The sequence below is a fragment of the Streptomyces sp. enrichment culture genome (assembly GCF_964273255.1).
Lineage (GTDB): Bacteria > Actinomycetota > Actinomycetes > Streptomycetales > Streptomycetaceae > Streptomyces.
In genome coordinates this window covers 4,208,893-4,233,784 of sequence record NZ_OZ186835.1, presented here as the reverse complement: position 1 = coordinate 4,233,784, position 24,892 = coordinate 4,208,893, and the positions used below count along the sequence as shown (strand labels likewise).

Below are 24,892 nucleotides of genomic sequence, written 5' to 3'. Positions count from 1 at the left end.
GCGTAGGTTCCGCGGCGTATCGGTTCGCGCAACGAAGCGAGTACTCATGCACACCCCCACAGGCCCGACACCCCCCGCCCTGCTGGCCGCCGAGCTGCGGCTGCCGACCAACTGGCTCGACTACACGATCCTCGGGATCTACTTCGTGGTCGTCCTCGGCATCGGCTTCGCCGCCCGCCACTCGGTGAAGACCAGCCTGGACTTCTTCCTCTCCGGCCGGTCCCTGCCCGCCTGGATCACCGGCCTGGCGTTCATCGCCGCCAACCTGGGCGCCACCGAGATCCTCGGCATGGCCGCCAACAGCGCCCAGTACGGCGTCTACACCACGCACTGGTACTGGATCGGCGCCATCCCCGCCATGGTCTTCCTGGGCCTGGTGATGATGCCGTTCTACTACGGCAGCAAGGTCCGCTCGGTCCCCGAGTTCCTGCTGCTGCGCTTCGACAAGTCGGCCCACCTGCTCAGCGCGATCCTCTTCGCGGCGGCCGCCATCCTGATCGCCGGGGTGAACCTCTACGCCCTCGCCATCGTCGTGGAGGCCCTGCTGGGCTGGCCCCAGTGGGTGTCCATCGTCGTCGCCGGGTTCTTCGTCCTGGCCTACATCACCCTCGGCGGCCTCTCCTCGGCCATCTACAACGAGGTCCTGCAGTTCTTCGTCATCCTCGCCGCGCTCATCCCGATCACCGTGCTCGGCCTGAAGAGCGTCGGCGGCTGGGACGGCCTGTCCGACTCCCTCACCGCGGCACGCGGCGACAACTTCATGACCGCCTGGGGCGGCACCGGCATCGGCAGCGACAACCCGCTGGGCGCCAACTGGCTGACCATCGTCCTCGGCCTCGGCTTCGTCCTCTCCTTCGGCTACTGGACGACCAACTTCGCCGAGGTGCAGCGCGCGCTGTCCGCGAAGAACCTCTCCGCGGCTCAGCGCACCCCGCTCATCGCCGCCTTCCCGAAGATCTTCATCGTGTTCCTGGTGATGATCCCGGGACTGGTCGCCGCCGTCCTGGTCCCGAGGATCGGCACCGCCGGGTCGGACCTGCAGTACAACGACGCGATCCCCTACCTGATGCAGCAGTTCCTGCCCAACGGCGTGCTCGGCATCGCGGTGACCGGTCTGCTGGCCGCGTTCATGGCGGGCATGGCGGCGAACGTGTCGTCCTTCAACACCGTCTTCACCGCCGACATCTGGCACCGGTACGTGGTCAAGGACCGCGAGGACGCCTACTACGTCCGCTTCGGCCGCCTGATCACCGCCATCGGGGTGCTCGCGTCGATCGGCACGGCCTTCCTCGCGTCCTCGTTCTCCAACATCATGGCCTACCTGCAGACGCTGTTCTCCTTCTTCAACGTGCCGATGTTCGTGGTGTTCATCATCGGCATGTTCTGGAAGCGCGCGTCGATGAAGTCGGGCTTCTGGGGCCTGCTCGCCGGCACCACCGCCGCGATGGTGAACTACTTCGTGTTCTACAAGCAGGGCGTCATCGGCATCCCCACCGACCAGGGCGCCAACTTCGTCTCCGCGATCGCCGGCTTCGTCGCCGGCGGTGTGGTCATGGTCGCGGTGTCCCTGTTCACCGCGCCCAAACCGGCCGCGGACCTGGAGGGCCTCGTCTACGGCACCCGTTCCCCCGGCATGGCCGAGCCGCCGGCCGAGGGCGACGACGCCTGGTACCGCAAGCCCGCCCTGCTCGGCTGGGGCGCGGTGATCCTGGCCGCCGCCTGCTACATCCCGTTCTCGTTCTGATCACGTCCCGATCGGGGAGATGGAGAGACCATGTCCGAGCACTACTCCGACCGTGACCTGCAGCGGGAGATCTCCGAGCTGGAGGCCAGGTCCACCACGGCCGCCCGCCTCTTCGACATCCGCCGCATCATCGGCGTCCTGTTCGTCGTGTACGGGATCATCGTCACGATCGCGGGCATCGTCGCGTCCGACGAGGACATCGACAAGGCGGAGGGCGTCAACATCAACCTGTGGACGGGCCTGGGGATGCTCGTCCTGGGCCTGCTGTTCCTGCTGTGGCTGAAGCTGCGGCCCACCGCCCCGCCCCCGCCCGACGTCCCGGCGGACGACGCCGGCACCCCCGGCGGCACACCCGCCGGCGGCCGGGGGTCCGGCGGGACGGAAGGCCCCACCGGCGGCCCCGGCGGCCCGGGGAAGGGCTGAGCGGACCCGCGGACGGCGGGGGCACCGTGCGGCGGACCACGCCGGACGGTGCCCCCGCCGTCGCCGTGCGGGGCGCCGCTCAGGGGTCCCGGCGCGGCGGGACGGCGGGCCGGAGCGGGCCCGCCCGGTCCAGCAGGCCGGTGCGGGCCGCCAGCGCCGCCGCCTCCAGCCGGGAGCCCACCCCCAGCTTCATCAGCACCCGCTGGACGTGCGTGCGGGCCGTCGACGGGGCGATGTTCATGCCCGCCGCGATCTGCCGGGTGTCCTCGCCCTCCGCGACCCGGACCAGCACCTCCACCTCGCGCGGGGTCAGCATCTGCAGCAGCCGCTGCCCCTCGTCGTCCGGCTGCGCCGCCGGGTGGAGCAGGTCCCCGAACGCTCCCTGGAGCAACTGCGGAGCGACCGCGGCCTCCCCGGCGCGTGCCTTCATGATCGCGCGCTCGACCGTCTCGATGCGCTCGTCGTGCCGCACGTAGCCGGACGCCCCGGACGCGAACGCCGCCGCGATCCCGCGCGGGCTGGGCACCGGGCCCAGCACCAGCACCGCCACCTGTGGCCGCTCCCGCTTGATCTTCACCACCGGGTCGAAGATGCCCGGCTCGGCCGGTGCCGCCGTGCCCAGCACGCACACCTCCGGCGCCCGGCTGATCACCAGGTCCGCGGCCCCCGCCACGGGCGCCGCCGCGGCCAGCACCCGGTGCCCCCGCAGCTTCAGCGCCGAGGCCAGTGCCTCCGCCAGCAACCGGTGGTCGTCGACCACCATCAGCCGCACTGCCATCCAGCAACCCCCCAAGTCCCCCACCGGACACCCACGCACACCCGCGACGCCCCCGCGCCCATCCCCTGGATGCCCCCGGAAGCTACACGCTTGTTCGACGTCGCGCTCCCCCTACCGGCGAGAATCGCCCCGGATCACCGAAATTCTCTCATTCGGCGGCGAAGGGCACCGGATGCGCGGTACGCGCACGGCCCCGTCCCTGAGCAGGGACGGGGCCGCGGGGCGGGAGGACCGGAACCGATCAGCCGGTTCCGAACGCGACCACCAGGTATTCCTTCCTGCTGCTCTCGTAGTCACTGGCGTACACGGCCGACATGTACAGCCGTCCGCCGGAGAACAGGATCTCCGAGTACTCGGGCAGCATGCCCGTCTCGGCGTCGCGCACCGCCTCGTCCGAGGGGTTGCGCAGCAGCGTCGTCTGCTTGAACGAACCGCCGTCGATGCTGACGATCTCGCCGCCCTTGTCGTACGGCGGCCGCTTGTAGGCGATGACGTTGGCGCCGTCCATGCGCAGCGGGGTCAGCGTGTAGCCGTCGCCCGCGTCGGCCCGCTCGCCGGTCTGCTTGCCGGTGGCCAGGTCGAAGGCGATGACCTCGTTGGTCTCGCTGTACTTGCCGCTTCCCTCGTGCTCCTCGGTCGCGATGTACAGCTTGTCCTGGCCGACCGCGAGCCCGGAGCACTTCTCGATCTTGGTGATGCCGTCGCAGCGGGCCGCGTAGTCGTCTCCGGGGGCGGAGATGCGGGCGCGCAGCTTGCCGGTCTTGTTGTCGACGGAGAAGAAGTCCGAGATGCCGCTGCCGTCGCCGGCCGAGTCGCCGACGTCGGCGGCCACGACCAGCGGGTCGGTGGACACCACGCTGGCGTACTCGATGCCCTCGCTCATCTTGTACTCGGTGACCACCTTGCCGGACTTCGGGTCGATGGTCTGGATGTGCAGCTGGCGCTGGGAGTACGTGCCGCACTTGCGCACCGCGACCAGCTTGGCGCCGCCGCCGTAGCCGGAGTCGTAGCAGGCGTCGGACGTCTTGGGCGCCCACAGCTGCTTGCCGTCGCTCATCTCCCAGGCGGCGCCGCCGCTGGTGCTGCCCGCGGCGACGGTGTCACCGCTGACGGTGACGTTGTTGAAGCTGATCGGCCGGGTGCCCGCCTTGGCGGTCTTGCTCCACAGCTCCTTGCCCTCGTCGAGGTCGATCGCCGCGACCTCCGTGCAGGACTGCGGCTCGGACTTGGTGGGCATCTTGGGCTTGTAGACGATGGCCGTCCTGTTGTCCTCGGTGGCGTGCCTGCTGGCCTCGCACACCGGACCGGGCAGCTCGATCGTCCACAGCTTGGTGCCCTTGTCGCGGTCGTAACCGACGATCTCGGCGATGCCGCTCTTGGCGTACACCTTGTCGGTGAGCCAGGAGCCGGCGGTGACGATGGTGGTGCTGTCCTTGGGCGGCTTCGGCGACGGCACCTGGAACAGGACCTTGGAGGCGGGGTCGTCCGGAGCCTTCTCGGCGGAGCCGGAGGTGCCGCCGCTCGTGCCGCCGGTGTCGCCGCCCTTGTCGTCCTGGCCGCCCTTGCCGTCGCCGTCGTCCGCGGTGGTCCGCTTGTCGTCGTCCTTGACGTTCGCGTAGAGCACGCCGCCGCCGATGATCAGGGCGATGGCCGTGACCGCCGCGACGATGATCGCCAGCTGGGCGTTGACCTTGCGGCCGCCGCCCGGCGGCTGGGCCTGCGGCTGCATCGGCACGGTGGCGTGCGGGTAGCCGTAGCCGGGCTGGCCGTAGGGGCCCGGCTGCTGCGGCTGGCCGTAGGGCGCGGTCTGGCCGTAGCCGGCCGGCGGGGTGGGGTGGTCGTACGGTCCCGGCTGCCGGCCCGGGTAGCCGTAACCGGCCGGGGGCTGCTGCGGGTAGCCGTAGCCGGGGCCCTGCGGGGGCGTCGGCGGGCCGGCCGGAGGTGCCGGCGGACCGGCCGGAGGCGGGGCCTGCGGGTAGCCGTAGCCGGGCTCGGGGGCCTTGGTGAGGTCCGGGGCGGCGGGCGGCTGCGCCGGCGGAGCGGGCTGGGCGGGCGGCTGCGCCGGCTGCTGCGGGGGCTGCGACGGCTCCGGCTGCGGGGCGTCCGCGGACGGCTCCGGCTGCGCCGGCGCGGAGGACGGCTGGTCCGACTGCTGCGCGGGGTCCTGCGGCGGGCCGAATCCCGGCTGCTGTGGGGGCTCGTTGGGCGGCTGGGTCATGACGGGAACACCTCGGTGACGGGGACGGGCGACGGGGAAGTGACCGGACGGAGCGAGGGCGCCGGCCGCCGTCGGCCGACGCTCCTCACCGCTGTCACGCGCCTCACTTGCCGTAGGCGAGCATCAGCTTCTCCTTCGCGTCGTCATTGCCGGACAGCCGCGTGGTCGAGATGTAGAAGCGGCCGTCGACCCAGTCGACGGTCTTGTTGAAGAAGCCGTTCTCGATCCGCGCGACGCCCTGCGGGTTCTGCATCAGCTTGACCGGCTTGTGGCTGCTGCCGGTGAGCGGGATGGACACGACCTGGCCGCCCGCGTCGTAGGACGGGTCCACGTAGGCGATGAGCTTGCCGCCCTCCACCTTGATGGGCCGCATAGGCTCGCCGACGGGGGACTTCACCCGCCACTTCTCCTTGCCGGTGGCCAGGTTGACGGCGACGATCTCGTTGGCCCCGGTCCGGGCCTCGGTCGGCAGGTAGAGCGTGTCGGCGTCGGCGGCGACGCCCTCGCAGCCCTCCAGGTTCCGGGCGAGGACGGCCCAGCCGCACTGGGGGGCGAAGTCCTCGTCGAAGCCGACCTGGGAACGGAACTTCCCGGTGGACGTGAAGGTGGAGATGTTCCAGGCCTTCTTGTCGTTGTTGGTGCTGTAGATGACCACCGGGTCGACGGAGTAGGCGCGCGAGATGCGCCAGCCCTTGTCGAACTTCTGGGTCCACTTCACCTTGCCGGTCTTCGGGTCCAGCTCGCGCAGCTCGTCGTGCTCGTTCTTGCCGCCGGCGCCGCACGAGGCGACCTGGAGCAGCTTCTTGCCGCCCGCGAAGGCGGTCGGGAAGCAGGCGTCGCCGTACTTCTTGCTGTCGAACAGCTTCTTGCCGCTGTTGACGTCGTACGCCGTGCCGGACTGCGAGCGGCCGACCATGAGGGTGTCGCCCGCCAGGGACATCTCGATGGAGGTCGCGCTGTCGAACAGGGCGCCGTCGGCGACCTCCTCGGACCAGCCCTTCTCACCGGTCCTCAGGTCGACCTGCTGGAGCTGGTTGCACTTGGCGCGGCTGCTGCTGCCGCTCATGGAGGCCACGACGATCTTGTCGTCGTCCGTGGTGCCCTTGGTGACGGCGCAGATCTTCTCCGGGAAGGTCAGCTCCTCCCAGGCGGGGCGGCCGTCGGCGGCCTTGTACGCGAAGAGCTGCTTGTAGGCGGCCTTCACCGCCGTGTCGCCGGTGATCCACATGCCGGGGGCCTCGGCGCCGGAACCGGGCGCGTCGGGCGCCTCCTTGTACCAGAGCACCTTGGACTCGCCCGCCTGGCGGCCCGCGTTGAGGTCCTCGGGGTCGGAGTCGCCGTCACCGCTGCCGTCGCCGGGGTTGACGGGGTCGTCGGAGGCGGAGGGCTTGGGGTCGTCGCTCGTGCGGGCGACGGGCTTGTTGTCCTTCTTGCCGTCGTCGTCACCGCCGACGAGCGCCCAGGTGGTGCCCCCGGCGACGAGCAGCGCCGCCACGGCGGCACCGATGATCATGGCCGGCTTGCCCTTGAACGGGCTGCGGGAACCGCCGCCGGGCGGGGTGCCGGGCGCACCGGGGAACTGGGGCTGCGGGTAGCCGTAGCCGGGCTGCGCGTAGGGGCCGGGCTGCTGCGGCCGGCCGTAGGGACCCGGCTGCTGCGGCTGGCCGTACGGACCGGAGGCGTACGGCCCGGGCTGTTGTCCGTAGGGCCCCGCCTGCTGCGGAGGCTGCTGCGGGTAGCCGTACCCCGGCTGCGGCGCACCGGACGGCGGGCCCTGCGGAGGCGGCGGCGTCGAGGGCTGCCCCTGCGGGGGCGGCGGCGTCCCGGGCGGTCCGAAGCCCCCTGCGGACTGCGGATCCTGCGGCGCTCCGAAGCCGCCCTGCGGCGGCTGGTTGGGCGGCTGAGACATCAGCGCGTTCCCCCTTACTCACTGATTTTTAGCCACGCCCTGAGGTAGCGGTGAACCCAGAGTCGTATTCAGACGTTTCTCAGACGGGCCCTTTCTATCACCCGGCACCGACACGTCATCGGGCCGAGTCCGCCCCTGTTCCCAAGGGAGGACCGGCCCGTGATGCCCCCGTTACGCGCCTTCACCGCCCCTTCACGACTCGCGCGCCCCGTGCGCGCGCCCCGGGGCGCGCGGTCAGGCGTCCTCGGCGAGTTCCAGCCACCGCAGCTCCAGCTCCTCGCGCTGACCAGTCAGTTCCCGCAGCTCGGCATCGAGTTCGGCCACTTTCGCGAAGTCGGTGGCGTGCTCGGCGATGGCCGCGTGCAGCGCGGTCTCCCGCTCCGTCACCTTGTCCAGCCGGCGTTCGATCTTCTGCAGTTCCTTCTTGGCGGCGCGCTGGTCGGCGGCGCTGCGCTCCGGCGTCGTGGCCGGGGTCACGGCGGCCGGGGCGGGTGACGCCGAGGCGGCGGCCTCCTCCATCCGCTTGCGGCGCTCCAGGTACTCGTCGATGCCGCGCGGCAGCATCCGCAGGGTGCCGTCGCCGAGGAGGGCGAAGACGCGGTCGGTGGTGCGCTCGATGAAGAACCGGTCGTGGGAGATGACGATCATCGAACCGGGCCAGCCGTCGAGGAGGTCCTCCAGCTGGGTGAGGGTCTCGATGTCGAGGTCGTTGGTGGGCTCGTCGAGGAACAGCACGTTGGGCTCGTCCATGAGCAGCCGCAGCAGCTGGAGCCTGCGCCGCTCACCGCCGGACAGGTCCCCGACCGGCGTCCACTGCTTCTCCTTGCCGAAGCCGAAGGTCTCGCACAGCTGCCCGGCGGTCATCTCGCGGCCCTTGCCGAGGTCGACGCGCTCGCGCACCTGCTGCACGGCCTGCAGGACCCGCCAGGCGGGGTCGAGTTCGGCGACCTCCTGGGAGAGGTAGGCCAGCTTCACGGTCTTGCCGACGCGGATGCTGCCGGCCGCGGGCTGCACCTGCCCCTCACTGCGGGCGGCCTCGGTGAGCGCGCGCAGCAGGGACGTCTTGCCGGCGCCGTTGACACCGACCAGGCCGACGCGGTCGCCGGGGCCGAGCTGCCAGGTGACGTGCCGGAGCAGCACCTTGGGCCCGGCCTGGACGGTGACGTCCTCCAGGTCGAAGACCGTCCTGCCCAGCCGTGAGGAGGCGAACTTCATCAGCTCGCTGGTGTCCCGGGGCGGCGGCACGTCCTTGATCAGCTCGTTGGCGGCCTCCACCCGGAAGCGCGGCTTCGACGTCCGCGCGGGGGCGCCGCGCCGCAGCCAGGCCAGCTCCTTGCGGACCAGGTTCTGCCGCTTGGCCTCCTCGGTGGCGGCGATGCGCTCGCGTTCGGCGCGGGCGAAGACGTAGTCGGAGTAGCCGCCCTCGTACTCGTAGACGTCACCGCGCTGCACGTCCCACATGCGGGTGCAGACCTGGTCGAGGAACCAGCGGTCGTGGGTGACGCAGACGAGCGCGGAGCGGCGGGCGCGCAGGTGCTCGGCGAGCCAGGCGATGCCCTCGACGTCGAGGTGGTTGGTGGGCTCGTCGAGGACGATCAGGTCCTGTTCCTCGATGAGCAGCTTGGCCAGCGCGATGCGGCGCCGCTCACCGCCGGACAGCGGTCCGATGACGGTGTCCAGCCCCTTGGGGAAGCCGGGCAGGTCCAGCCCGCCGAACAGCCCGGTCAGCACGTCCCGGACCTTGGCGTTGCCGGCCCACTCGTGGTCGGCCAGGTCCCCGATGACCTCGTGGCGGACGGTGGCGGCGGGGTCGAGGGAGTCGTACTGGGTGAGCACGCCGATGCGCAGCCCGCCGGAGTGCGTCACCCGGCCGGTGTCGGCCTCCTCCAGCTTGGCGAGCATCCGGATGAGGGTGGTCTTGCCGTCACCGTTGCGCCCGACGACCCCGATCCGGTCCCCTTCGGAGACGCCGAGCGACACCCCGTCGAGCAGCGCACGGGTGCCGTACACCTTGCTCACGTTCTCGACATTGACCAGGTTGACGGCCATTTCTCTCCTGCCCGGTGGATCGATCAGCTTTCCAGCGTAGGGCCTGACGGAGGACGCTCCGCGCGCGAGGTGACCGTCACTCGATGTCATGACGTGATCGGAAAGAGGCGACTACCGTGGTCTCAGGCAGCAGGATCCCGTCCATGGGAGGAACCATGACCGCCGATTCCGTAGAGCACCACGTCCAGTGGCCGGTGCCGCCCGTGGACGGCTACACCGTGGACGATCTGTTCACGCTGCCTGATCTCCCGCCGCACACCGAGCTGATCGACGGGAGTCTGGTTTTTGTGAGTCCGCAGCGGGATTTCCACAGCATCGTCATCGACCTGTTGGTCAACGGACTTCGTCAGACTGTGCCGCCCGGGCTCAGGATCAGGCGGGAGATGACCATCGTCCTCGACCGGCGCAACGGCCCGGAGCCCGATGTGAGCGTCGTCCACACCGACGCGATCACCGGATCGGGCCAGACGCGCTACGCGGCGAAGGACGTGCTGCTCGCCGTCGAGGTCGTCTCGCCGGACTCCGAATCGCGCGACCGCACCACCAAGCCGCAGAAGTACGCGGCTGCGGGCATCCCGAGCTTCTGGCGCGTCGAGGAGAACGGTACGAGCGGCAGGCCCGTCATCCACGTCTACGAACTGGACCCGCTCACCCGGGCGTACGTGCACATGGGCATGCACCGTGATCGCATCAAGGTCGACAAGCCCTACTCCATCGACATCGACCTGACCGCCGTCGACGAGCTCTGAGCCGCTCCCCTCAGAGGACCGTCGCCCCGGGGACCGGCCCCGCCGCCGTGCGGACCGTGCGGCAGGTGTCCGAGGTGCGCAGGGCGGCGGCGATCGACTCCGCCGCGTCCGCGTCCCGGGCGAGGAACGCCGTCGTCGGGCCCGAGCCCGAGACCAGGCAGGCGAGTGCTCCCGCCGCGCGCCCCGCCGCCAGCGTGTCCGCCAGTTCCGGGAACAGCGACAGCGCGGCCGGCTGGAGGTCGTTGGAGACGGCGGCGGCGAGGGCGTCCGCGTCGCCCTTGGCGAGGGCGGCGAGCAGGTCCTGCGAGGCGGTGGGCGCGGGGACGTCCCGGCCCTCGGCCAGCCGGTCGAACTCGCGGAACACCGCCGGGGTGGACAGCCCGCGCGGGGCCATCGCGAACACCCAGTGGAAGGTGCCGCCGACCTCCAGCTCCGTCAGCCGCTCGCCCCGCCCGGTCCCGAGGGCCGCGCCGCCGGCCAGGCTGAACGGCACGTCGCTGCCCAGGTCGGCGCAGATGCCGAGGAGTTCCTCCCGCGAGGCACCGGTGCCCCACAGCGCGTCGCAGGCGAGCAGGGCGCCCGCGCCGTCCGCGCTGCCGCCCGCCATGCCGCCGGCGACGGGGATGTCCTTGGCGATGTGCAGGTGCACGTCGGCGGGGCGCCCGTAGCGCTCGGCCAGAGCGACGGCGGCCCGGGCGGCGAGGTTGGTGCCGTCCAGGGGGACCTGTCCCGCGTCGGTGCCCGCGCACGTGACGCGCGGTCCCCCGGGGAACGGGGTGGCGGTGACCTCGTCGTACAGGCCGACGGCGAGGAAGACGTTGGCCAGGTCGTGGAAGCCGTCGGGCCGGGCCGCGCCGACCGCGAGCTGGACGTTGACCTTGGCGGGGACACGGACGGTGACGCCTGCGCTCACGCGGCGGACTCCTTGTTCGGGGCGTGCTCGGCGATCCGCGCGAACTCCTCGACGGTCAGGGACTCCCCGCGCGCCTGCGGCGACACACCGGCCGCGACCAGGGCGGCCTCGGCCGCCGCCGCCGAACCGGCCCAGCCGGCGAGCGCGGCCCGCAGCGTCTTGCGGCGCTGCGCGAAGGCCGCGTCGACGACGGCGAAGACCTCCCGCCGGGTGGCGGTGGTCCTCGGCGGCTCGGCCCGGCGGACCAGGGACACCAGTCCGCTGTCGACGTTGGGGGCGGGCCAGAACACGGTCCGGCCGATCGCGCCGGCCCGCTTGACCTCCGCGTACCAGTTGGCCTTGACCGAGGGCACGCCGTACACCTTCGAGCCCGGCGCGGCGGCGAGCCGGTCGGCGACCTCCGACTGGACCATGACCAGGGTGCGTTCGATGCTCGGGAACGTCTCCAGCATGTGCAGCAGCACCGGGACGGCGACGTTGTAGGGCAGGTTGGCGACGAGCGCGGTGGGGGCGGGTCCGGGCAGCTCGGTGACGTGCATCGCGTCGGAGTGGACCAGCGCGAACCGGTCGGCCCGCTCGGGCATCCGGGCCTCGACGGTGGCGGGCAGCGCGGCGGCCAGCACGTCGTCGATCTCGACGGCGATGACCCGGTCGGCGGCCTCCAGCAGCGCCAGGGTGAGCGAACCGAGCCCCGGGCCGACCTCGACGACCACGTCGTCGGGGCGCACCTCGGCGGTGCGGACGATGCGGCGGACGGTGTTCGCGTCGATGACGAAGTTCTGGCCGCGCTGCTTGGTCGGCCGTACGCCGAGGGCGGCCGCGAGGTCGCGGACGTCGGCGGGGCCCAGGAGGGCGTCGGGGGTGGGGCTGGTCACGGGACAAGGGTACGGGGCTCCGGGACCGGCCCGGTCACCTGCGCGGGTGCCCGGGGCGGCGGGTGCCCGGCGCCGGGAGGCCGGGCGCACGGGCCGCGGACGCTCAGTCGTGCAGCCGGGACCCGCAGTGCGGCCACGGGCTGGTGCCGCTGCGGGCGTACAGCTGCTGCGCGCGGTACGTCTGCTCCGCGGCCGGGGCGTCCTGGGGCCGCCCCCGGCCGCCCAGGCTCTGCCAGGTGCGGGTGTCGAACTGGTACAGCCCGCCGTACGTCCCCGAGGCGTCCACCGCGTCGGGCCGGCCGCCGGACTCGCAGAGCGCCAGCCGGTGCCAGGCGAGCCGTCCGGCCGGGGCGGGTGCCGTGCCGGTGCCGACCCGCACCTGCTGCGGCCGTGGCTCGCGGACCACCTCGGCGTGCAGCCTGCGCGGCTTCTGCCGGACCCCGTTGACGGTGCGCAGCGCGTACGTGACGCGGCGGACGCCCGGCCGGCCGGGCCGGTCGACGACCTCGGTGCCGCGCGGCAGGGAAGGGTCCTCGACCCGCACCTCGTCGAACGGGACGAGCTCGTCGCGGACCTCCCGTCCGTCGGTGACGCGCAGCACGGTGACGGTCTGGCCGTCGCGCGGGAAGCTGTCCGGGGCGACCGAGAGGGTGTCCCGGCCGCGCAGCCCGACCCCGGCCTGGGCGACGGCCTCGCGCACCGTCGCGGCGTTGGTGCGGATGGTGCGGGCCCGCCCGTCCGCCATCACCGTCACGGTGCGTTCGGTGCGCACGTCCAGGGCGAGGCCCTCCCGCCCGATCCGGCGGGAGCGCGAGGCGGACAGGCGGGCGCCCTCCGCGCGCACCCCTAGCTCGCGCAGCGCCCCCTCGACGGTGTCGGCCGTGGTCCACACCTCCCGGCGGCGGCCGTCCAGGGTGAGCACCAGGGGCCGGCCGTGGCGGACCTCGACCTCGTCGCCGTGGCCGAGTTCCGTGCCGGGCCCGGGGGTCACCACGTCGTGCGGGCCGACCCGTACGCCTTCCTCGGCGAGGAGTTCGGTGACGTCGTCGGCGAAGGTGTGCAGGGTGCGGGTCCGGCCGTCGACGTCGAGCCGTACCGCCTTGTCCTCGGCGACGAAGGCGGCGGTGCCCCCGGCCAGGAACGCGACGACGAGCGCCTGCGGCAGCAGGCGGCGCACGCCGTCCGCCCGGTCCGCGCAACGCGCGCGGCGCCGGTGCGCGGACCGGCGGCCGGGGGCGGGGTCGGGGCGGGATCCTGCCCCGGGGCCGGGGCCGGGGGCGGGGTCGGGGTCGGGGTACGTGCTCGGTCCGGTGCCGGTGCCGGACCCGGGCTCGGTCTCGATGCCGGGGCCGGTCTCGGTGTCGGGGCCGGTGGCGATGTCGGTGTCGGGCAGGGTGGGCGGGCCGTAGGAGAACGGTCCGCCCGGGAGGCCGTACCCGACGGTCTCCGCGAGGTGCAGGGCGTCACCGGGGATCGTCCGAGGGGCCGCGCCGTGCGCGGGGTGCGTCTCGAACCGCGCGTTGCTCACGCCGACACGCTCCAGGGTCGCAGGGGTCCGGTCGAACCCCCGCAACGTAGCCGAGCGCCCGTCACTCTCCAAAGCGACGCGGCCACGGAACGTGTGCGCGAGGGCCGCCCCTCGACCGGCCGGTCAGTAGTCGAACGCGCGTGCCGTGTTGGCGCCGAGCGCGGCCGCCAGCGTGTCCTCGTCGATCCCCCGCACGGCCGCCATGGCCCGCACGGTCACCGGCACCAGGTAGGGGGCGTTGGGCCGCCCCCGGTACGGCACCGGGGTGAGGAAGGGGGCGTCGGTCTCGACCAGCACCAGTTCGAGCGGGGCGACGGCGAGGGCGTCGCGCAGCTTCTGGGCGTTCTTGAAGGTGACGTTGCCGGCGAAGGACATGAAGTAGCCGGCGCGGGCGCAGATCTCCGCCATCTCCGCGTCCCCCGAGTAGCAGTGGAAGACGGTGCGCTCGGGGGCGCCCTCCTCCTTCAGCACGCGCAGGACGTCGGCGTGGGCGTCGCGGTCGTGGATCACCAGGGCCTTGCCGTGCCGCTTGGCGATCTCGATGTGGGCGCGGAAGGACCGCTCCTGGGCCTCCTTGCCCTCCGGCCCGGTCCGGAAGTAGTCCAGTCCCGTCTCTCCGACGCCCTTGACCTGCGGCAGCGCGGCCAGCCGGTCGATCTCGGCGAGCGCCTCGTCCAGCGCCGCGTCGCCGCCGGGTTCCCGCGCGCCCTGCCGGGACCAGCCGTCGGGGTCGCCGTGCACGATGCGCGGTGCCTCGTTGGGGTGGAGGGCGACGGTGGCGTGCACGGCGTCGTGCGCCGCCGCCGTGTCGGCCGCCCAGCGCGAGCCGTTGACGTCGCAGCCGACCTGCACGACCGTCCCCACGCCCACCGACGCGGCCTTGGCGAGCGCCTCCTCGACGGTCCCGGACTGCATGTCGAGGTGGGTGTGGGAGTCCGCCACCGGCACCCGCAGGGGTTCGGGGAGCGGCGGGGCGGCGTTCTTGTCGGGGGCGTCGGCAGGCATGCCCCCGATCCTACGGAAGGCCGCGCCGGTGCCGGACGGGCCTCAGTGGGCGCCCCGCAGGGAGCGCAGCAGACCGGCCAGGTGCCACGGGTGCCGCGGGTGCTCCCGGCGCCGCCGGTCGGTGTCCGGCACCCCGGCGGGGCTGTCGGCCGGCGTCCGGGGGTGACCGGGGTCGGTGCCCCGGGCGGAGGCGACGCGGGCGGAGGCGACCCGGCCGGGGGGCAGGATCCGCGCCAGGTGGCCACCGCAGTTGCCGCACGTCGGCCGGCTCAGCGGGGAGGGCACGACGGCGCCGTTCGCGACGTAGACGAGCAGGTCCGTGCCGTCGGCCCGGGTGTGGTGCTCGATCTCGTACGTCTCCTCCCAGCCGAACCCGCACCGCATGCAGGCGAAGGAGTACGACTCGTTGACGACGGCGGTGGCACCTGCGCGCAGCCCGTGCGGCTGCCCTGCGTTCCCTGTCATGCCCGCTCCTGTCGGTCCGCTCGAGGGCCGGATCCGTTCCTGTCTCCAGTGGACTCCTCGGCGGACCCGGAGGCACCCGGCCTGTGAAGTGTTGGGAGCGATTTGGGCGTTCCTTGCCGGAGCGGCCGGTCCCCTTGGCAAGCCCGTGGGGCGACGGGGAGAAAACCGTGGGGCGGGCGGCCCACCGGGCGTCCGGGGGCCGCCGTCAGCTGCGGGCGGCCGGGAGCCACCGCCGTCCGCGAGCGCCCCTGGGGTCACCTCCGTCCGCGAGCGGCCCCGGGGTCACCTCCGTCCGCGAGCGGCCCACCGGGCAGCCGGGAGCCACCGTCCTCCGCGGGCAGCCCCGGGGGTCCTGGGGCGACCGGCGGTCACCCGTCCGCGCGCTTGGCCGCCACCACCGCGTCGAACACCTCGCGCTTCGGCACGCCCGCCTCGACCGCCACCGCCGCGATCGCCTCCTTGCGCCGCTCCCCGGCCTCCTCACGCACCCGCACCCGGCGCACCAGCTCGTCGGCGTTCACGTCCCCGGGCCCCGGCTCGGGCGCCCCTTCCACGACGACGGTGATCTCGCCGCGCACGCCCTCGGCGGCCCACGCCGCCAGCTCGGCCAGCGGACCGCGCCGGACCTCCTCGTAGGTCTTGGTCAGCTCGCGGCAGACGGCGGCGCGGCGCTCCGCGCCGAACACCTCGGCCATCGCGGCGAGGGTGTCGTCCAGGCGGTGCGGGGCCTCGAAGTAGACGAGGGTGCGCCGCTCCCCGGCGGCCTCCCGCAGCCGCCCCAGCCGTTCGCCGGCCTTGCGGGGCAGGAACCCCTCGAAGCAGAACCGGTCGACCGGCAGCCCGGACAGGGCGAGCGCGGTGAGCACGGCGGACGGCCCGGGCACCGCGGTGACCCGCACGTCCCGCTCGACGGCCGCGGCGACCAGCCGGTACCCGGGGTCCGACACCGACGGCATGCCCGCGTCCGTCACCAGCAGCACCCGCGCGCCGCCGGTCAGTTCCTCCACCAGCTCGGGCGTGCGGGCGGACTCGTTGCCCTCGAAGTACGACACGACGCGCCCCTTGGGCGTGACGCCGAGCGCCTGGGTGAGCCGGCGCAGCCGCCGGGTGTCCTCCGCGGCGACGATGTCGGCGGCGGCGAGCTCCTCGGCGAGCCGGGGCGGGGCGTCGGAGACGTCGCCGATGGGAGTGCCTGCGAGTACGAGGGTTCCGGTCACTCCCCCATCCTCCCAGGGCCCGGCACGGCCGGAGCCGGGGCATACCGCCCATGCGCGGGACTCGCACCGCACGGTTCCCTACGATGGCGCGGTGACCAGTACCGCGTCCTCCACGGACACCCGGCAGGAGCAGGCGCCGCACGAACAGCGGCCGTCGTGGCAGCACCGGCTGCGCCGTTTCGGCTACACGGCGTCGGGGCCGAGAGGCGACGTCCGCGACCAGCTGGTCCCGCCGTACACCGAGCCCTCCGGACGGCTCTGGTCGTCGCTGGGCGTGCCGCCGGACCGGGCGCAGCGCCTCGTCCGCTGGTCGGCGTGGGGCGGTCCGCTGCTGGTCACCCTGCTGGCGGGCGTCCTGCGGTTCTGGAACCTGGGCAGCCCCCGGGGCGTGATATTCGACGAGACGTACTACGCCAAGGACGCGTGGGCGCTGGTCCACCGCGGCTTCGAGGTCAACTGGGCGAAGAACGCCAACAGCCAGATCCTGTCCTCCGGCGGGGACGTGCCCCTCCCGACGGACGCGGCCTACGTGGTCCATCCGCCGGTCGGCAAGTACGTCATCGGCCTCGGCGAACTGATCTTCGGCTTCGAGCCGTTCGGCTGGCGGTTCATGACGGCGCTGCTCGGCACGCTGTCCGTGCTGATGCTGTGCCGGATCGGCCGCCGGCTGTTCCGGTCCACGTTCCTGGGCTGCCTCGCGGGCGCGCTGATGGCCGTGGACGGGCTGCACTTCGTCATGAGCCGGACCGCCCTGCTCGACGGCGTGCTGATGTTCTTCGTGCTGGCCGCCTTCGGCTGCCTGCTGATCGACCGGGACCGGGGCCGGGCGAAGCTCGCCGCCGCGCTGCCCGTCGACGCGGACGGCCGGGTCCGCCCGGACGCCCGGATCGCGGAGGACACCCGGATCGGCTTCCGGCCGTGGCGGCTGGCCGCGGGCCTGATGCTGGGCCTGGCGATCGGCACCAAGTGGAACGGGCTGTACGTCATGGCCGCGTTCTGCGTGATGGCGGTGCTGTGGGACGTCGGCGCGCGCAGGGTGGCGGGCGCCCGCCACCCCTACCGGGCGGTGATCCGGCGCGACCTGGGCTGGGCCTTCCTGTCCACGGTGCCCGTCGCCGTCGTCACCTACATCGTCTCCTGGACCGGCTGGATCCTCTCCCCCTCCGACGGCACCGGCGGCTACTACCGCGACTGGGCGGTCAAGGACGGCCGGAGCAGCGACTGGTCCTGGCTGTTCCCCGACTGGTGGCGCAGCCTGTGGCACTACGAGGCCCAGGTGTACGAGTTCCACGTCGGCCTGTCCTCGCCGCACACCTACGAGTCCAACCCGTGGAGCTGGCTGGTCACCGGCCGCCCGGTCTCCTACTTCTACGAGTCCCCGGCCCCCGGCACCGACGGCTGCCCCGCCGACGCGGCCGAGAAGTGCGCCCGCGAGGTCCTGGCGATCGGCACCCCGGTGCTGTGGTGGGTGGCCTGCCTGGCCCTCCTCTACGTCCTGTGGCGCTGGTTCTTCCGCCGCGACTGGCGCGCGGGCGCCATCGCCTGCGGCGTCGCCGCCGGTTACCTGCCCTGGTTCCTCTACCAGGAGCGCACCATCTTCTACTTCTACGCCGTCGTCTTCCTCCCCTTCCTGTGCCTGGCCGTGGCCATGCTCCTGGGCGCCCTCGTCGGCCCGCCCCGCTCCACCGACACCCGCCGCGTCGCGGGCGCCACGGCGGCGGGCGTGCTGACCCTGCTGATCGCCTGGAACTTCATCTACTTCTGGCCGATCTACACCGGCACGCCCATCCCGATCGAGGACTGGCGGTCGCGGATGTGGTTGGACACGTGGGTTTAGCTGGGCAGACACACCATGAGGGCGCGGCAAACTGCCGTGCCCTCATGGTCGTAGTCGGTCGTTGCTGGCCGTCGTTGGTCCCCCTCTCACGGCCCAGTGACGGCCCACGTGGAGGGCACAGCAGAGATATGGGGGACCGGTTGGATCGGTATATGGCGGGGTTGCAGAAGCGCAATGCGATCAACCGCGGTCAGGCTGGCTAGACGTCCGCACGCCGGCCGGGCCGGTGCCCGTCACAACGCCACCCGCACGCATACGGTCGCACCCTCCCCGTGCAGTCCGACCGGATCTCGCACACGCCGGGAACCGGACGCGCCACGACCGGGCCCGAGCGGCCGCCACTTGAGTGGGTGAGCTGCACCGGGATCAGCGGCTCGTGGTCCTCGGCCGCCGACAACCGTGAATGCCCGTACCCCTCACGGCGGGACGCCGACGGCACCCGTGGCAGCGCCGGCCCGTCCCCTGCCCCAGGATGGTGCTCCCGGTAGATCTCGTAGTCGCGGGCGCTGATCCAGTAACCGAGCCGGTCCATCGGGCGCACCGGCACAACCAGCCCGGCCGGCGCCTGACGGATGAAGTCGTCCAGGGTGATCGCTCCCGGCTCCGTGCCGTAATGGTCCTTCCCGCAGCCGGTGAAGCGGCGGTCCGGGCAACGGTGCCCATCGCGGGCGGTGCACTTCCACGCCATGGCCTTGCGGAACCCACCCAGGATCCTCAGCTGGTAGTTGGGATTCTCGATCTGCGGGAGCTTCGCCTGGTTCGAGCGGAGCATCGCGACCTTCGCCGAGTTGGCGATGGTAGGGGAGTCGGTGTGCCAGGCGACGGCGTCTCGCTTGGCGGCGAGGGCACGGCGCGTGCGTTCCGTGGCGCCGTAGCCCTGCTTGAACGGGGAGTGCTGCATCTCGTAGGCCACCTCCCGGTCGCCGACGAGGAGGACGTCGGATCGAGTCCGACCGTCCGGGGCCACGCTCTCGCGGCGGGCCCCGTACCCCTCTGCGGTGCCGACGCGCTCCACGCGGTCGCAGTACGCCTTGTGCTCGTCGGACTCAAGAGCTCGGTACGGGTGGTCGGTGCCCTCGCCGGGCTGGTGGGACACAACACGGGTGCCGTTGGCCCGGCTGTAGGTCCTCATCCAGTGCGTGACCTGGTCCTCGTCCCAGCACCAGGCGCACTTCACGAGCTTGCGGCGAGTGGAGAGACGGTTGTCGGTGACAAGTCGCGCCCATTCGTGGTCCGGCATGGTTGCGGCGTTGACCTTGCCTCGCCCGTCAGTGAGGTAGATCAGATTGTTGAACATGCCAGATCTGCCCTTCTACCGGACGGGATGCACGGAGTGCCAGCGGTTTCGGCAATGGTGGAAACCTTGCGTCAGTTTGGCATGCCTCTCTGACAACGGGCCTTGAGCGGCACGGAGTTGCTGGTCAGGGCATACGAAGACCCCGGCTGCCGGGAGAGATTCGGCGGCCGGAGCCCGGGCCCTACGGAGCTTCGCGCGGTACAGGACCTCCCACAGGGTTGCGGCGGGTGAGCCACCTGGGCGGGCGCGGGGTCAGTACGGAACAGAATTCGGAGAGCGATCAGAAGTGTGTACTGGACATCGGGTTGCCAGGCATGGGCTATTGAGGGCGGCATGATGGCGGGCGGATACCCGGCCACGATTGAGAGCATGGCAAGTCGCGACATACCCACCCATTGGGGACGAGATCCACGCCAGCCACGACTGGGATGTCGAAGAAGTGATCGCGTGCCGCCCCCACCTCTGGATCCTCTTGGCGGAGTGAGGCTGATCAGGATGCACGCTGTGAGAGCCCCATCAGAGCCAGACCTCACAGGGCCAGCCAGCACCACGGCGGCAAACAAAAGGGCAGCTTTGCCCCCTCTCTACACCTAGACTGTTCAACCCGTCTCAACAGAGGAGGCTAGATGACACCTGAGGAACGCGCGCACGCTCTTGAGTTGACCAGCGAGCTACTGAGCGACATCGAACTTGACCGCATCCCTCTCGACAAACTCCTCCTAAAAGGAGCGCGACTCGCGCGTCTAGCTTCAGACGAAGAATTCTCATCTTGGATACGTAGAGAACTAAACGCGTACAGCACCAAAGATTTCGACGGAAAACTATGGCGGATGACGCAGCGCGGCCGCGACGAGGAGGACGCAATCTACGCAGGGGCCGCCTACCTTGCATCTTCAACGGCCATCCTCGAAGAGGAACTGAGAAGCCTGCGGCTCCCTAACCTATCGGGCGATAACTTGACTGTTCCGTTGAGTCAAACGAGACAGCACATCGTCAAGGTGCGAAACATGATAATCAAGTATAATCGCGTAATAACTGCCGTGAGGGGGATACTGCACGAGTATACATCGAAACACTTTTACAGCTTGCGCTTTTCCGTTCATCAAGGGGAGATGTTCGATGCTGCTAAAGCCAGCATCGACGCACTGTTGGACACTATGCCAGGAGACGCACTCCAGAAGATCGATTCAGCGTACCGGAACATCAAGACTGGCGACCCAGAGTCCATCGCAGGCGCAATGAATAGCGTTCGACGGCTGATCGATAGCGCAGCCGATTCCCTATTTCCTGCCACTAAGGAAATTCGTCGTGGCGGCGACGGAAAAGAAATCAAACTTGGGGAGCAGCAACGCCTGAACCGTATCAAAGCCTACGTTGACGACCACGTCGAGAGCAAAGGACGCGGAGATCGACTGAAGCGATCCCTCAGTGACATCTACGCTCGAGTATCCAGTGGCGTACATAATAACGTTACGGCCGCAGAAGCCACCCATCTATTCCTTTCGACGTACGTACTCCTGGGAGAGGTAATGACGCTGCCGGAAGATGGCAGTCCGGAGGTATAAATAGATCAGCGCAGAATCGGAGTTCTACATGATCACATTGGGTCTCGTAAATGCACTCGCTGCCGTCACTTCCGCTCTGCGACATCCGGCACAAGTCGGCTTGTGAACCCGGCGTCACGCAGGCGCTCGTACGCTGCGACCACGTCCTCGGGTACGCGCTGCTCGGTCATAAATCCCTGTCGCGGGTAGATTATGAGCCGCTGCTGCGCGCCGACCAACATGTCGATGACCAGGCGTGCGTCTCCGATTGAGTCGACGTAGTCAACCAGGGTCATGGGTGTAGACGCGCTGACCCACTCGACTTCGGGCCACAGTTTGCGTGCGGTCGCGTAGGCCCGCCGCTCCTCGTACGGCTTGCTCACCAACAGGACGGACGACACGGCGGCCCCGCGCTCTTCGAGTAGTGCGCGAGAAAAGCGGATGTTCTCTCCTGTGTTCCGGGCCCGCGGCTCCACGAGGATGGCGTCAGCCGGCACCCCCAGGTCCATCGCCCGCTCGCGGTAGTGCTCGGCCTCACCACGGGGCATGCGGTCGCGTGTGGTGCGGCTGGTCGCCCCGGTGAAGACGATCAGCGGCATCATGCCCCGGTGGTAGAGATCGGCGGTTGTGTCCGCGACTCCGAGGTCATGGCTGCCGAGTCCGATCGCGACAGAGCATGGGCGCAGCTCGTGGCCCATCTGCTGGAAGTCCCAGAGCCGTTGTGCGTCGGCCCATGCCTGTGCTGAGATCACTTGCTCTCGCCCTCCGCTTCTGCTGAGTCGGGGACCTTGAAGTCGTACGTCCAGGCGAAGCGCGTCGCCGCGTGAACGCCGATGGCGAACTCCACCACGGTGCCGTCGGCCGTGTACGTCGTCCGATGCAGTTCCACTACCCATTCGCCGGGTGCGAGCTGGAGGAGCTGGACTTCGTCCGCCGTGGGGACGCGTGCGAACAGCGTCTCCTGCATGTGGTCGATCTCGTACCCGGCGTCGTACAGGACACGAAAGCCACCGCCCCGGCCGGCGGGCCCCGGCATCGGGTCGACGATGCGCGTCCCTTCCACGTGCTCCGGGCGGTAGTAGCTGGTCAGCGTGTGCGTCGGCTGCGCGCCTTCCTTGACGACGCGCGCACGTGCGTAGACCTCCGCACCCTCCGGCAGCCCGTGCGCCTGGGCGACGACAGCCGACGCCGGGACACGACTGACCGTTTGGGTCTGTTCGTTCCGCTTGTACGTGCGTCCGGACGCCACGCGGTCCGCGATGAACGCCACTTCATCGCCGTCCCGCCACTTGGCCTTGTCGTACCGCGCGATACCGAGTCGCTTGAGCGGGGCCTGCTCACGGACGACCGTGCCGTGTCCGCGCGACGACGTGACCAGCCCTTCGGCCTCCAACGCCTTGTATGCCGCATGGACCGTGGACTTCGAGCCTTCGCCCGCTTCCACTAGGTCCCTGATCTGCGGCAACTGGGCACCGGGCGTGTACTCGCCGTTCCTGATCTGTTCTGCCAGTCGGTCCGCAAGCTCCCGCCACTTGGGCGCCATGCAGCACTCCTTTCGACATCGACCAGTGAAACACAGTCCCAGGACTGTTGACAGTCCTGGGACTGTGCGCCATGGTCTTACTGAACGGCCCGCAGTCCTAGGACAGCGAGCCGGGGGCGTCCTATTGGGCTGCTCCCATATCGCCCGGAGGGCTCCGTTAGACGGGCTCGAAGGAAGCGCTGGTTCTTTGACAACTGCACAGGTGGGTCCCGCCTCCCCGAGTCGAAAAGGCGGGCCGCGCGACTGGATCGCGCATCGACCCTCGCGGCTCTGGCCGCGCCGGTTGCCTCCGCTGCGCGTCTCGTACGTGCAGCGCTGAGGGGAGCCGGTTCCCCGCCCGCAGTCTCGCGGGCGAGCCGGTCGTCCACTCCGTCCCAGTGACCCGAGAGGGGCAGGCATGCGCCGGATCACCAACCCCAAGCACATCTACGTCGACCACGTCGGCACGGTCGTCGACTACGAGGGCGAGAAGCACGTCATCACCGACGTGGGCGGCGGCTGCTTCCAGATCGTCCGCCTGCGCGACGGCTACGGCCGCAACGTCGAGATCAAGAAGATCGTCCGCCACTGACCGCGGACCCCACCCCCACCAACGGCGCGCCCCCGGAGCGGCAACTCCGGGGGCGCTTTCGGGCCGTTCACCCTGTGAGAGGAACACGACCCAATGAACGTCATCGTCACTGTTCAGGACGCCGTTACGGCGTTCGCCGACTTCATGGAGCCGACGAGCGCGGAGCTGGACGCGATCGAGCGGGAGATGCCCGTCATCCTGGCGGACGTCGACCTGCTCGACGCCTACATCACCACCCTGGACCGCACGCCCACGGAGCTGGACAACCGGCGCATCCGCCGGGCCCGCCGCCGCGCGCTCGCCGCCCGCCTCGCCCTGCTCAACCGGGACGCCGGCGCGAGCCTGCCCGGGGGTGCGGCATGAAGACGCTGACCGCGCAGATGTCGAGCGACGGCAGCGCCTGGCGCCTGTACGTCGTGCTGTACGGCGAGACCGAGTGGCCCACGTTCCGGTGGGAGCGCACGGGGCCGGTGCCCACCATCGCGGAGCGCCGGGCGGCGCTGGCCGCCCTCGGTTACGAGGTGGCGCCGGGCGCGGTGTGGTCCTGGACGGAGGACAGCCGGGACCCCGACGACGACTCCACCGCGGTGGTGCTGATCGCGGCCGTCACGGTGCGCGAGCGGGACGGGGGTGCGGCATGAACGCGAAGACCGTTCTGCCGGCCGTCGCGATGACGGCCGTGTCCATGGTGCTCACCCTCGCGGTCGTCGTCATGTGGCTGGGCACGGCGGTGCCGTGGCCGGTCGCTCTGGTCGTCGGTCTCGGTATCGACGGGGGTTGGCTGGCCACCCTCGCCTACGAGCGCCGCCTCGCCGCCCAGGGCGACCACAACCGGGCCGTGACCGCCGTCGGCTGGTCCTTCGGCACCCTGGCCACCGGCGTCCTGGTCGCCCACGCACTCACCGCGGAGCATTCCGCCGGGGCGTGGCTGGCCGTCGCCTGGCTCCCGCTCGCGGCCAAGGCCCTGTGGCTGGTGCACGCGATGTGGGAGCGCACCGCCCTCACCCCCGTTGCGCTGGACGCGATCCGCGGTATCCAGCAGGAGGCACGCGATGAGGCGGCCGTGGCCCGCGCCCGCCTGCGGGCGGAAGCGGCCACCGAGGAGACGCGGCTGACGGCCGTGACGGAGGCCGGGGCCCGCGTCGCACGGGTGCAGGCGAAGACCGCGCAGGCGCTCGCGGGGGCGTGGTCGACGCTGGAGACGGCCCGCGCGGGCGAGGAGACCGGCAGGGCGCTGACCTGTGTGACGGCCCGCGTCACGCCCGGTGTCACGCCCCGCTGGGAACTGCCGGTGTGGGGGCCGACGGAGCCGGTTGCGGCCCGGTCGTTGGAGAGTGCGCCGGCGCTGACGGATGAGGCGCTGGACGTCATCGTCGACGAGATCCGCACCAGCGAGACCCCGGCCCTGTCCTACCGGGAGATGGCCGCCCGGTTCCGGGCCGCCGGGCATTCCGCGTCCGAGGTCCGCTTGCGGGCCGCGTGGAAGCGCGTGGCGTGATGGGGGCGCTGCCGGTGTTCCGGTGGCGCTACGCCCCGGACGGCTACGCCACCCGCCGCCAACTCCGAGCCCTCGGTTTGCGGCCCGGCGGGCAGGACGTGGCCGCGCAACTGGAGCGGCCCCGCCGACGGCGGGGGCCGCTGGTCGCCTACCTCTACCGCGTCGACCTCGCCGTGCCGGTCCGGCCGATGACCCCGGCACGACGGGCGGCGCTCGCCAAGGCCAATCGGGCGCGCCGCACCTGCCCCGTCGGCCGGCGCGATGCCGGATACGTCATCCCCGCCGCGCTGGGCTGTTGCGTGCCCTGCGCCTACCCGAGCCCCGGCGAGGGGCCGGAAGGGAGCACCGAGTGAGTAACGCCGACCTGCGGCGCCTGGACCGCGAGATCCAGGCGGCGCAGAAGAAGCTCGAAGCGGTCCGCCGGGGCGAGTGGTGGCCGCTGAACGGCAGTGAGCGCCGGGCGATGGCCCGCGCCGTGGCCGCCGGTGGCTACAAGGTCGCCCGGGGCCGCAGCGCGGGCCGCGAGGAACAGCGCATGGACACCACCGGCAACAGCGCCGAGATGCGGCTGACCGCGGAGCTGAACGCCCTGCACGCCGAGCGGCAGCGGCTCATCACCGAGGCCGCCCGCGCCAAGGCGGCGAAGAAGTCGTCCGGCTGGTGGTGACCAGCCACTTCCCCACCGGGGTGGCCGCGCTTTCCACGGCCCCGGCCACCCCGGCTCTCCCT

General features: G+C 71.4%; 24 protein-coding genes. 11 read left to right on the top strand and 13 right to left on the bottom strand.

Translation table 11 applies throughout. The features are described 5' to 3' along the window. Positions 1–46 precede the first annotated feature (46 nt). A complete protein-coding gene (locus ACSU53_RS18380; RefSeq protein WP_437029106.1) occupies positions 47–1,744 on the top strand; it encodes a sodium:solute symporter family protein in 1,698 nt (565 codons plus the stop codon). Between the two features lie 30 nt (positions 1,745–1,774). Continuing rightward, entirely contained in the window at positions 1,775–2,167 is a 393-nt protein-coding gene (locus tag ACSU53_RS18375) for a hypothetical protein (protein WP_437029104.1), read from the top strand. 79 nt (positions 2,168–2,246) lie between these two features. Here ACSU53_RS18375 and ACSU53_RS18370 read toward each other — a convergent pair whose 3' ends face one another. The 4 genes from ACSU53_RS18370 to ACSU53_RS18355 form a co-directional block, all read right to left on the bottom strand. Further along, a complete protein-coding gene (locus ACSU53_RS18370) occupies positions 2,247–2,945 on the bottom strand; it encodes a helix-turn-helix transcriptional regulator (protein ID WP_437029103.1) in 699 nt (232 codons plus the stop codon). Positions 2,946–3,186: 241 nt separating this feature from the next. Next, complete coding sequence (locus ACSU53_RS18365; protein ID WP_437029101.1) at positions 3,187–5,163, bottom strand: outer membrane protein assembly factor BamB family protein; 1,977 nt, start codon at positions 5,161–5,163, stop codon at positions 3,187–3,189. 103 nt (positions 5,164–5,266) lie between these two features. After that, positions 5,267–7,072, bottom strand: a complete 1,806-nt coding sequence (locus ACSU53_RS18360; protein WP_437029099.1) for an outer membrane protein assembly factor BamB family protein — start codon at positions 7,070–7,072, stop codon at positions 5,267–5,269. Between the two features lie 234 nt (positions 7,073–7,306). Beyond that, on the bottom strand, positions 7,307–9,121 hold the full coding sequence (locus tag ACSU53_RS18355) for an ABC-F family ATP-binding cassette domain-containing protein (protein WP_437029097.1): 1,815 nt from the start codon (positions 9,119–9,121) through the stop codon (positions 7,307–7,309). A gap of 143 nt (positions 9,122–9,264) precedes the next feature. Between ACSU53_RS18355 and ACSU53_RS18350 the strand changes: the two genes are divergently transcribed. Then, positions 9,265–9,870, top strand: a complete 606-nt coding sequence (locus ACSU53_RS18350) for a Uma2 family endonuclease (RefSeq protein ID WP_437029095.1) — start codon at positions 9,265–9,267, stop codon at positions 9,868–9,870. A 10-nt stretch (positions 9,871–9,880) separates the two neighbouring features. On the opposite strand, the gene ACSU53_RS18345 is transcribed toward ACSU53_RS18350, so the two are convergent. From ACSU53_RS18345 to rsmI, 6 genes are all read right to left on the bottom strand, one after another. Continuing rightward, positions 9,881–10,783 carry a 4-(cytidine 5'-diphospho)-2-C-methyl-D-erythritol kinase gene (locus ACSU53_RS18345; protein ID WP_437029093.1) on the bottom strand — a complete coding sequence of 301 codons (903 nt, stop codon included), beginning with the start codon at positions 10,781–10,783 and terminating at the stop codon, positions 9,881–9,883. After that, entirely contained in the window at positions 10,780–11,658 is an 879-nt protein-coding gene (gene rsmA / locus ACSU53_RS18340; protein WP_437029091.1) for a 16S rRNA (adenine(1518)-N(6)/adenine(1519)-N(6))-dimethyltransferase RsmA, read from the bottom strand. Before rsmA ends, ACSU53_RS18345 begins: the two co-directional genes overlap by 4 nt. A 103-nt stretch (positions 11,659–11,761) precedes the next feature. Next, positions 11,762–13,186, bottom strand: a complete 1,425-nt coding sequence (locus ACSU53_RS18335; RefSeq protein ID WP_437029090.1) for a ubiquitin-like domain-containing protein — start codon at positions 13,184–13,186, stop codon at positions 11,762–11,764. Between the two features lie 123 nt (positions 13,187–13,309). Then, positions 13,310–14,191: a TatD family hydrolase gene (locus ACSU53_RS18330; RefSeq protein WP_437029088.1), complete on the bottom strand. Its 882-nt coding sequence runs from the start codon at positions 14,189–14,191 to the stop codon at positions 13,310–13,312. Positions 14,192–14,233: 42 nt separating this feature from the next. After that, complete coding sequence (locus ACSU53_RS18325; protein WP_437029086.1) at positions 14,234–14,656, bottom strand: hypothetical protein; 423 nt, start codon at positions 14,654–14,656, stop codon at positions 14,234–14,236. 368 nt (positions 14,657–15,024) lie between these two features. Then, positions 15,025–15,873: a 16S rRNA (cytidine(1402)-2'-O)-methyltransferase gene (gene rsmI / locus ACSU53_RS18320; RefSeq protein ID WP_437029084.1), complete on the bottom strand. Its 849-nt coding sequence runs from the start codon at positions 15,871–15,873 to the stop codon at positions 15,025–15,027. A 91-nt stretch (positions 15,874–15,964) separates the two neighbouring features. Here rsmI and ACSU53_RS18315 point away from each other — a divergent pair, with 91 nt between their 5' ends. After that, positions 15,965–17,710, top strand: coding sequence for a dolichyl-phosphate-mannose--protein mannosyltransferase (locus tag ACSU53_RS18315; RefSeq protein WP_437029082.1), 1,746 nt, complete (start codon positions 15,965–15,967; stop codon positions 17,708–17,710). A 199-nt stretch (positions 17,711–17,909) separates the two neighbouring features. Here the strand turns inward: ACSU53_RS18315 and ACSU53_RS18310 are convergent, their stop codons facing one another. Then, a complete protein-coding gene (locus ACSU53_RS18310; RefSeq protein ID WP_359752157.1) occupies positions 17,910–19,007 on the bottom strand; it encodes a hypothetical protein in 1,098 nt (365 codons plus the stop codon). Positions 19,008–19,633: 626 nt separating this feature from the next. On the opposite strand from ACSU53_RS18310, the gene ACSU53_RS18305 reads away from it, so the two are divergent. Then, entirely contained in the window at positions 19,634–20,572 is a 939-nt protein-coding gene (locus ACSU53_RS18305) for a hypothetical protein (RefSeq protein WP_437029080.1), read from the top strand. Between the two features lie 65 nt (positions 20,573–20,637). Here the strand turns inward: ACSU53_RS18305 and ACSU53_RS18300 are convergent, their stop codons facing one another. Further along, a complete protein-coding gene (locus ACSU53_RS18300; RefSeq protein ID WP_437029078.1) occupies positions 20,638–21,303 on the bottom strand; it encodes a YdcF family protein in 666 nt (221 codons plus the stop codon). Next, complete coding sequence (locus ACSU53_RS18295) at positions 21,300–22,094, bottom strand: GntR family transcriptional regulator (RefSeq protein ID WP_437029076.1); 795 nt, start codon at positions 22,092–22,094, stop codon at positions 21,300–21,302. The genes ACSU53_RS18300 and ACSU53_RS18295 overlap by 4 nt, the downstream gene beginning before the upstream one ends. A 397-nt stretch (positions 22,095–22,491) precedes the next feature. On the opposite strand from ACSU53_RS18295, the gene ACSU53_RS18290 reads away from it, so the two are divergent. The 6 genes from ACSU53_RS18290 (at position 22,492) to ACSU53_RS18265 (ending at position 24,830) form a co-directional block, all read left to right on the top strand. Beyond that, complete coding sequence (locus tag ACSU53_RS18290) at positions 22,492–22,665, top strand: hypothetical protein (RefSeq protein ID WP_391663111.1); 174 nt, start codon at positions 22,492–22,494, stop codon at positions 22,663–22,665. Between the two features lie 93 nt (positions 22,666–22,758). Then, the gene (locus ACSU53_RS18285; protein ID WP_437029074.1) at positions 22,759–23,028 is read left to right on the top strand and encodes a DUF6284 family protein; all 270 of its coding nucleotides are present in this window, start codon (positions 22,759–22,761) and stop codon (positions 23,026–23,028) included. Continuing rightward, positions 23,025–23,306: a DUF6303 family protein gene (locus ACSU53_RS18280; RefSeq protein ID WP_437029072.1), complete on the top strand. Its 282-nt coding sequence runs from the start codon at positions 23,025–23,027 to the stop codon at positions 23,304–23,306. The genes ACSU53_RS18285 and ACSU53_RS18280 overlap by 4 nt, the downstream gene beginning before the upstream one ends. Continuing rightward, positions 23,303–24,163 carry a protein spdB gene (locus ACSU53_RS18275; protein WP_437029070.1) on the top strand — a complete coding sequence of 287 codons (861 nt, stop codon included), beginning with the start codon at positions 23,303–23,305 and terminating at the stop codon, positions 24,161–24,163. Before ACSU53_RS18280 ends, ACSU53_RS18275 begins: the two co-directional genes overlap by 4 nt. Beyond that, positions 24,163–24,516, top strand: coding sequence for an RRQRL motif-containing zinc-binding protein (locus ACSU53_RS18270; RefSeq protein ID WP_437033268.1), 354 nt, complete (start codon positions 24,163–24,165; stop codon positions 24,514–24,516). Before ACSU53_RS18275 ends, ACSU53_RS18270 begins: the two co-directional genes overlap by 1 nt. Then, complete coding sequence (locus tag ACSU53_RS18265; RefSeq protein WP_437029068.1) at positions 24,513–24,830, top strand: hypothetical protein; 318 nt, start codon at positions 24,513–24,515, stop codon at positions 24,828–24,830. The genes ACSU53_RS18270 and ACSU53_RS18265 overlap by 4 nt, the downstream gene beginning before the upstream one ends. Positions 24,831–24,892: the final 62 nt, after the last annotated feature.

What these genes read in the sequence shown, in the direction of transcription:
- ACSU53_RS18380 (WP_437029106.1), top strand. Translation starts at nt 47, where the DNA reads ATGCACACCCCCACAGGCCCGACACCCCCCGCCCTGCTGGCCGCCGAG.
- ACSU53_RS18375 (WP_437029104.1), top strand. Translation starts at nt 1,775, where the DNA reads ATGTCCGAGCACTACTCCGACCGTGACCTGCAGCGGGAGATCTCCGAG.
- ACSU53_RS18370 (WP_437029103.1), bottom strand. Translation starts at nt 2,945, where the DNA reads ATGGCAGTGCGGCTGATGGTGGTCGACGACCACCGGTTGCTGGCGGAG.
- ACSU53_RS18365 (WP_437029101.1), bottom strand. Translation starts at nt 5,163, where the DNA reads ATGACCCAGCCGCCCAACGAGCCCCCACAGCAGCCGGGATTCGGCCCG.
- ACSU53_RS18360 (WP_437029099.1), bottom strand. Translation starts at nt 7,072, where the DNA reads ATGTCTCAGCCGCCCAACCAGCCGCCGCAGGGCGGCTTCGGAGCGCCG.
- ACSU53_RS18355 (WP_437029097.1), bottom strand. Translation starts at nt 9,121, where the DNA reads ATGGCCGTCAACCTGGTCAATGTCGAGAACGTGAGCAAGGTGTACGGC.
- ACSU53_RS18350 (WP_437029095.1), top strand. Translation starts at nt 9,265, where the DNA reads ATGGGAGGAACCATGACCGCCGATTCCGTAGAGCACCACGTCCAGTGG.
- ACSU53_RS18330 (WP_437029088.1), bottom strand. Translation starts at nt 14,191, where the DNA reads ATGCCTGCCGACGCCCCCGACAAGAACGCCGCCCCGCCGCTCCCCGAA.
- ACSU53_RS18325 (WP_437029086.1), bottom strand. Translation starts at nt 14,656, where the DNA reads ATGACAGGGAACGCAGGGCAGCCGCACGGGCTGCGCGCAGGTGCCACC.
- ACSU53_RS18310 (WP_359752157.1), bottom strand. Translation starts at nt 19,007, where the DNA reads ATGTTCAACAATCTGATCTACCTCACTGACGGGCGAGGCAAGGTCAAC.
- ACSU53_RS18305 (WP_437029080.1), top strand. Translation starts at nt 19,634, where the DNA reads ATGACACCTGAGGAACGCGCGCACGCTCTTGAGTTGACCAGCGAGCTA.
- ACSU53_RS18295 (WP_437029076.1), bottom strand. Translation starts at nt 22,094, where the DNA reads ATGGCGCCCAAGTGGCGGGAGCTTGCGGACCGACTGGCAGAACAGATC.
- ACSU53_RS18290 (WP_391663111.1), top strand. Translation starts at nt 22,492, where the DNA reads ATGCGCCGGATCACCAACCCCAAGCACATCTACGTCGACCACGTCGGC.
- ACSU53_RS18285 (WP_437029074.1), top strand. Translation starts at nt 22,759, where the DNA reads ATGAACGTCATCGTCACTGTTCAGGACGCCGTTACGGCGTTCGCCGAC.
- ACSU53_RS18280 (WP_437029072.1), top strand. Translation starts at nt 23,025, where the DNA reads ATGAAGACGCTGACCGCGCAGATGTCGAGCGACGGCAGCGCCTGGCGC.
- ACSU53_RS18275 (WP_437029070.1), top strand. Translation starts at nt 23,303, where the DNA reads ATGAACGCGAAGACCGTTCTGCCGGCCGTCGCGATGACGGCCGTGTCC.
- ACSU53_RS18270 (WP_437033268.1), top strand. Translation starts at nt 24,163, where the DNA reads ATGGGGGCGCTGCCGGTGTTCCGGTGGCGCTACGCCCCGGACGGCTAC.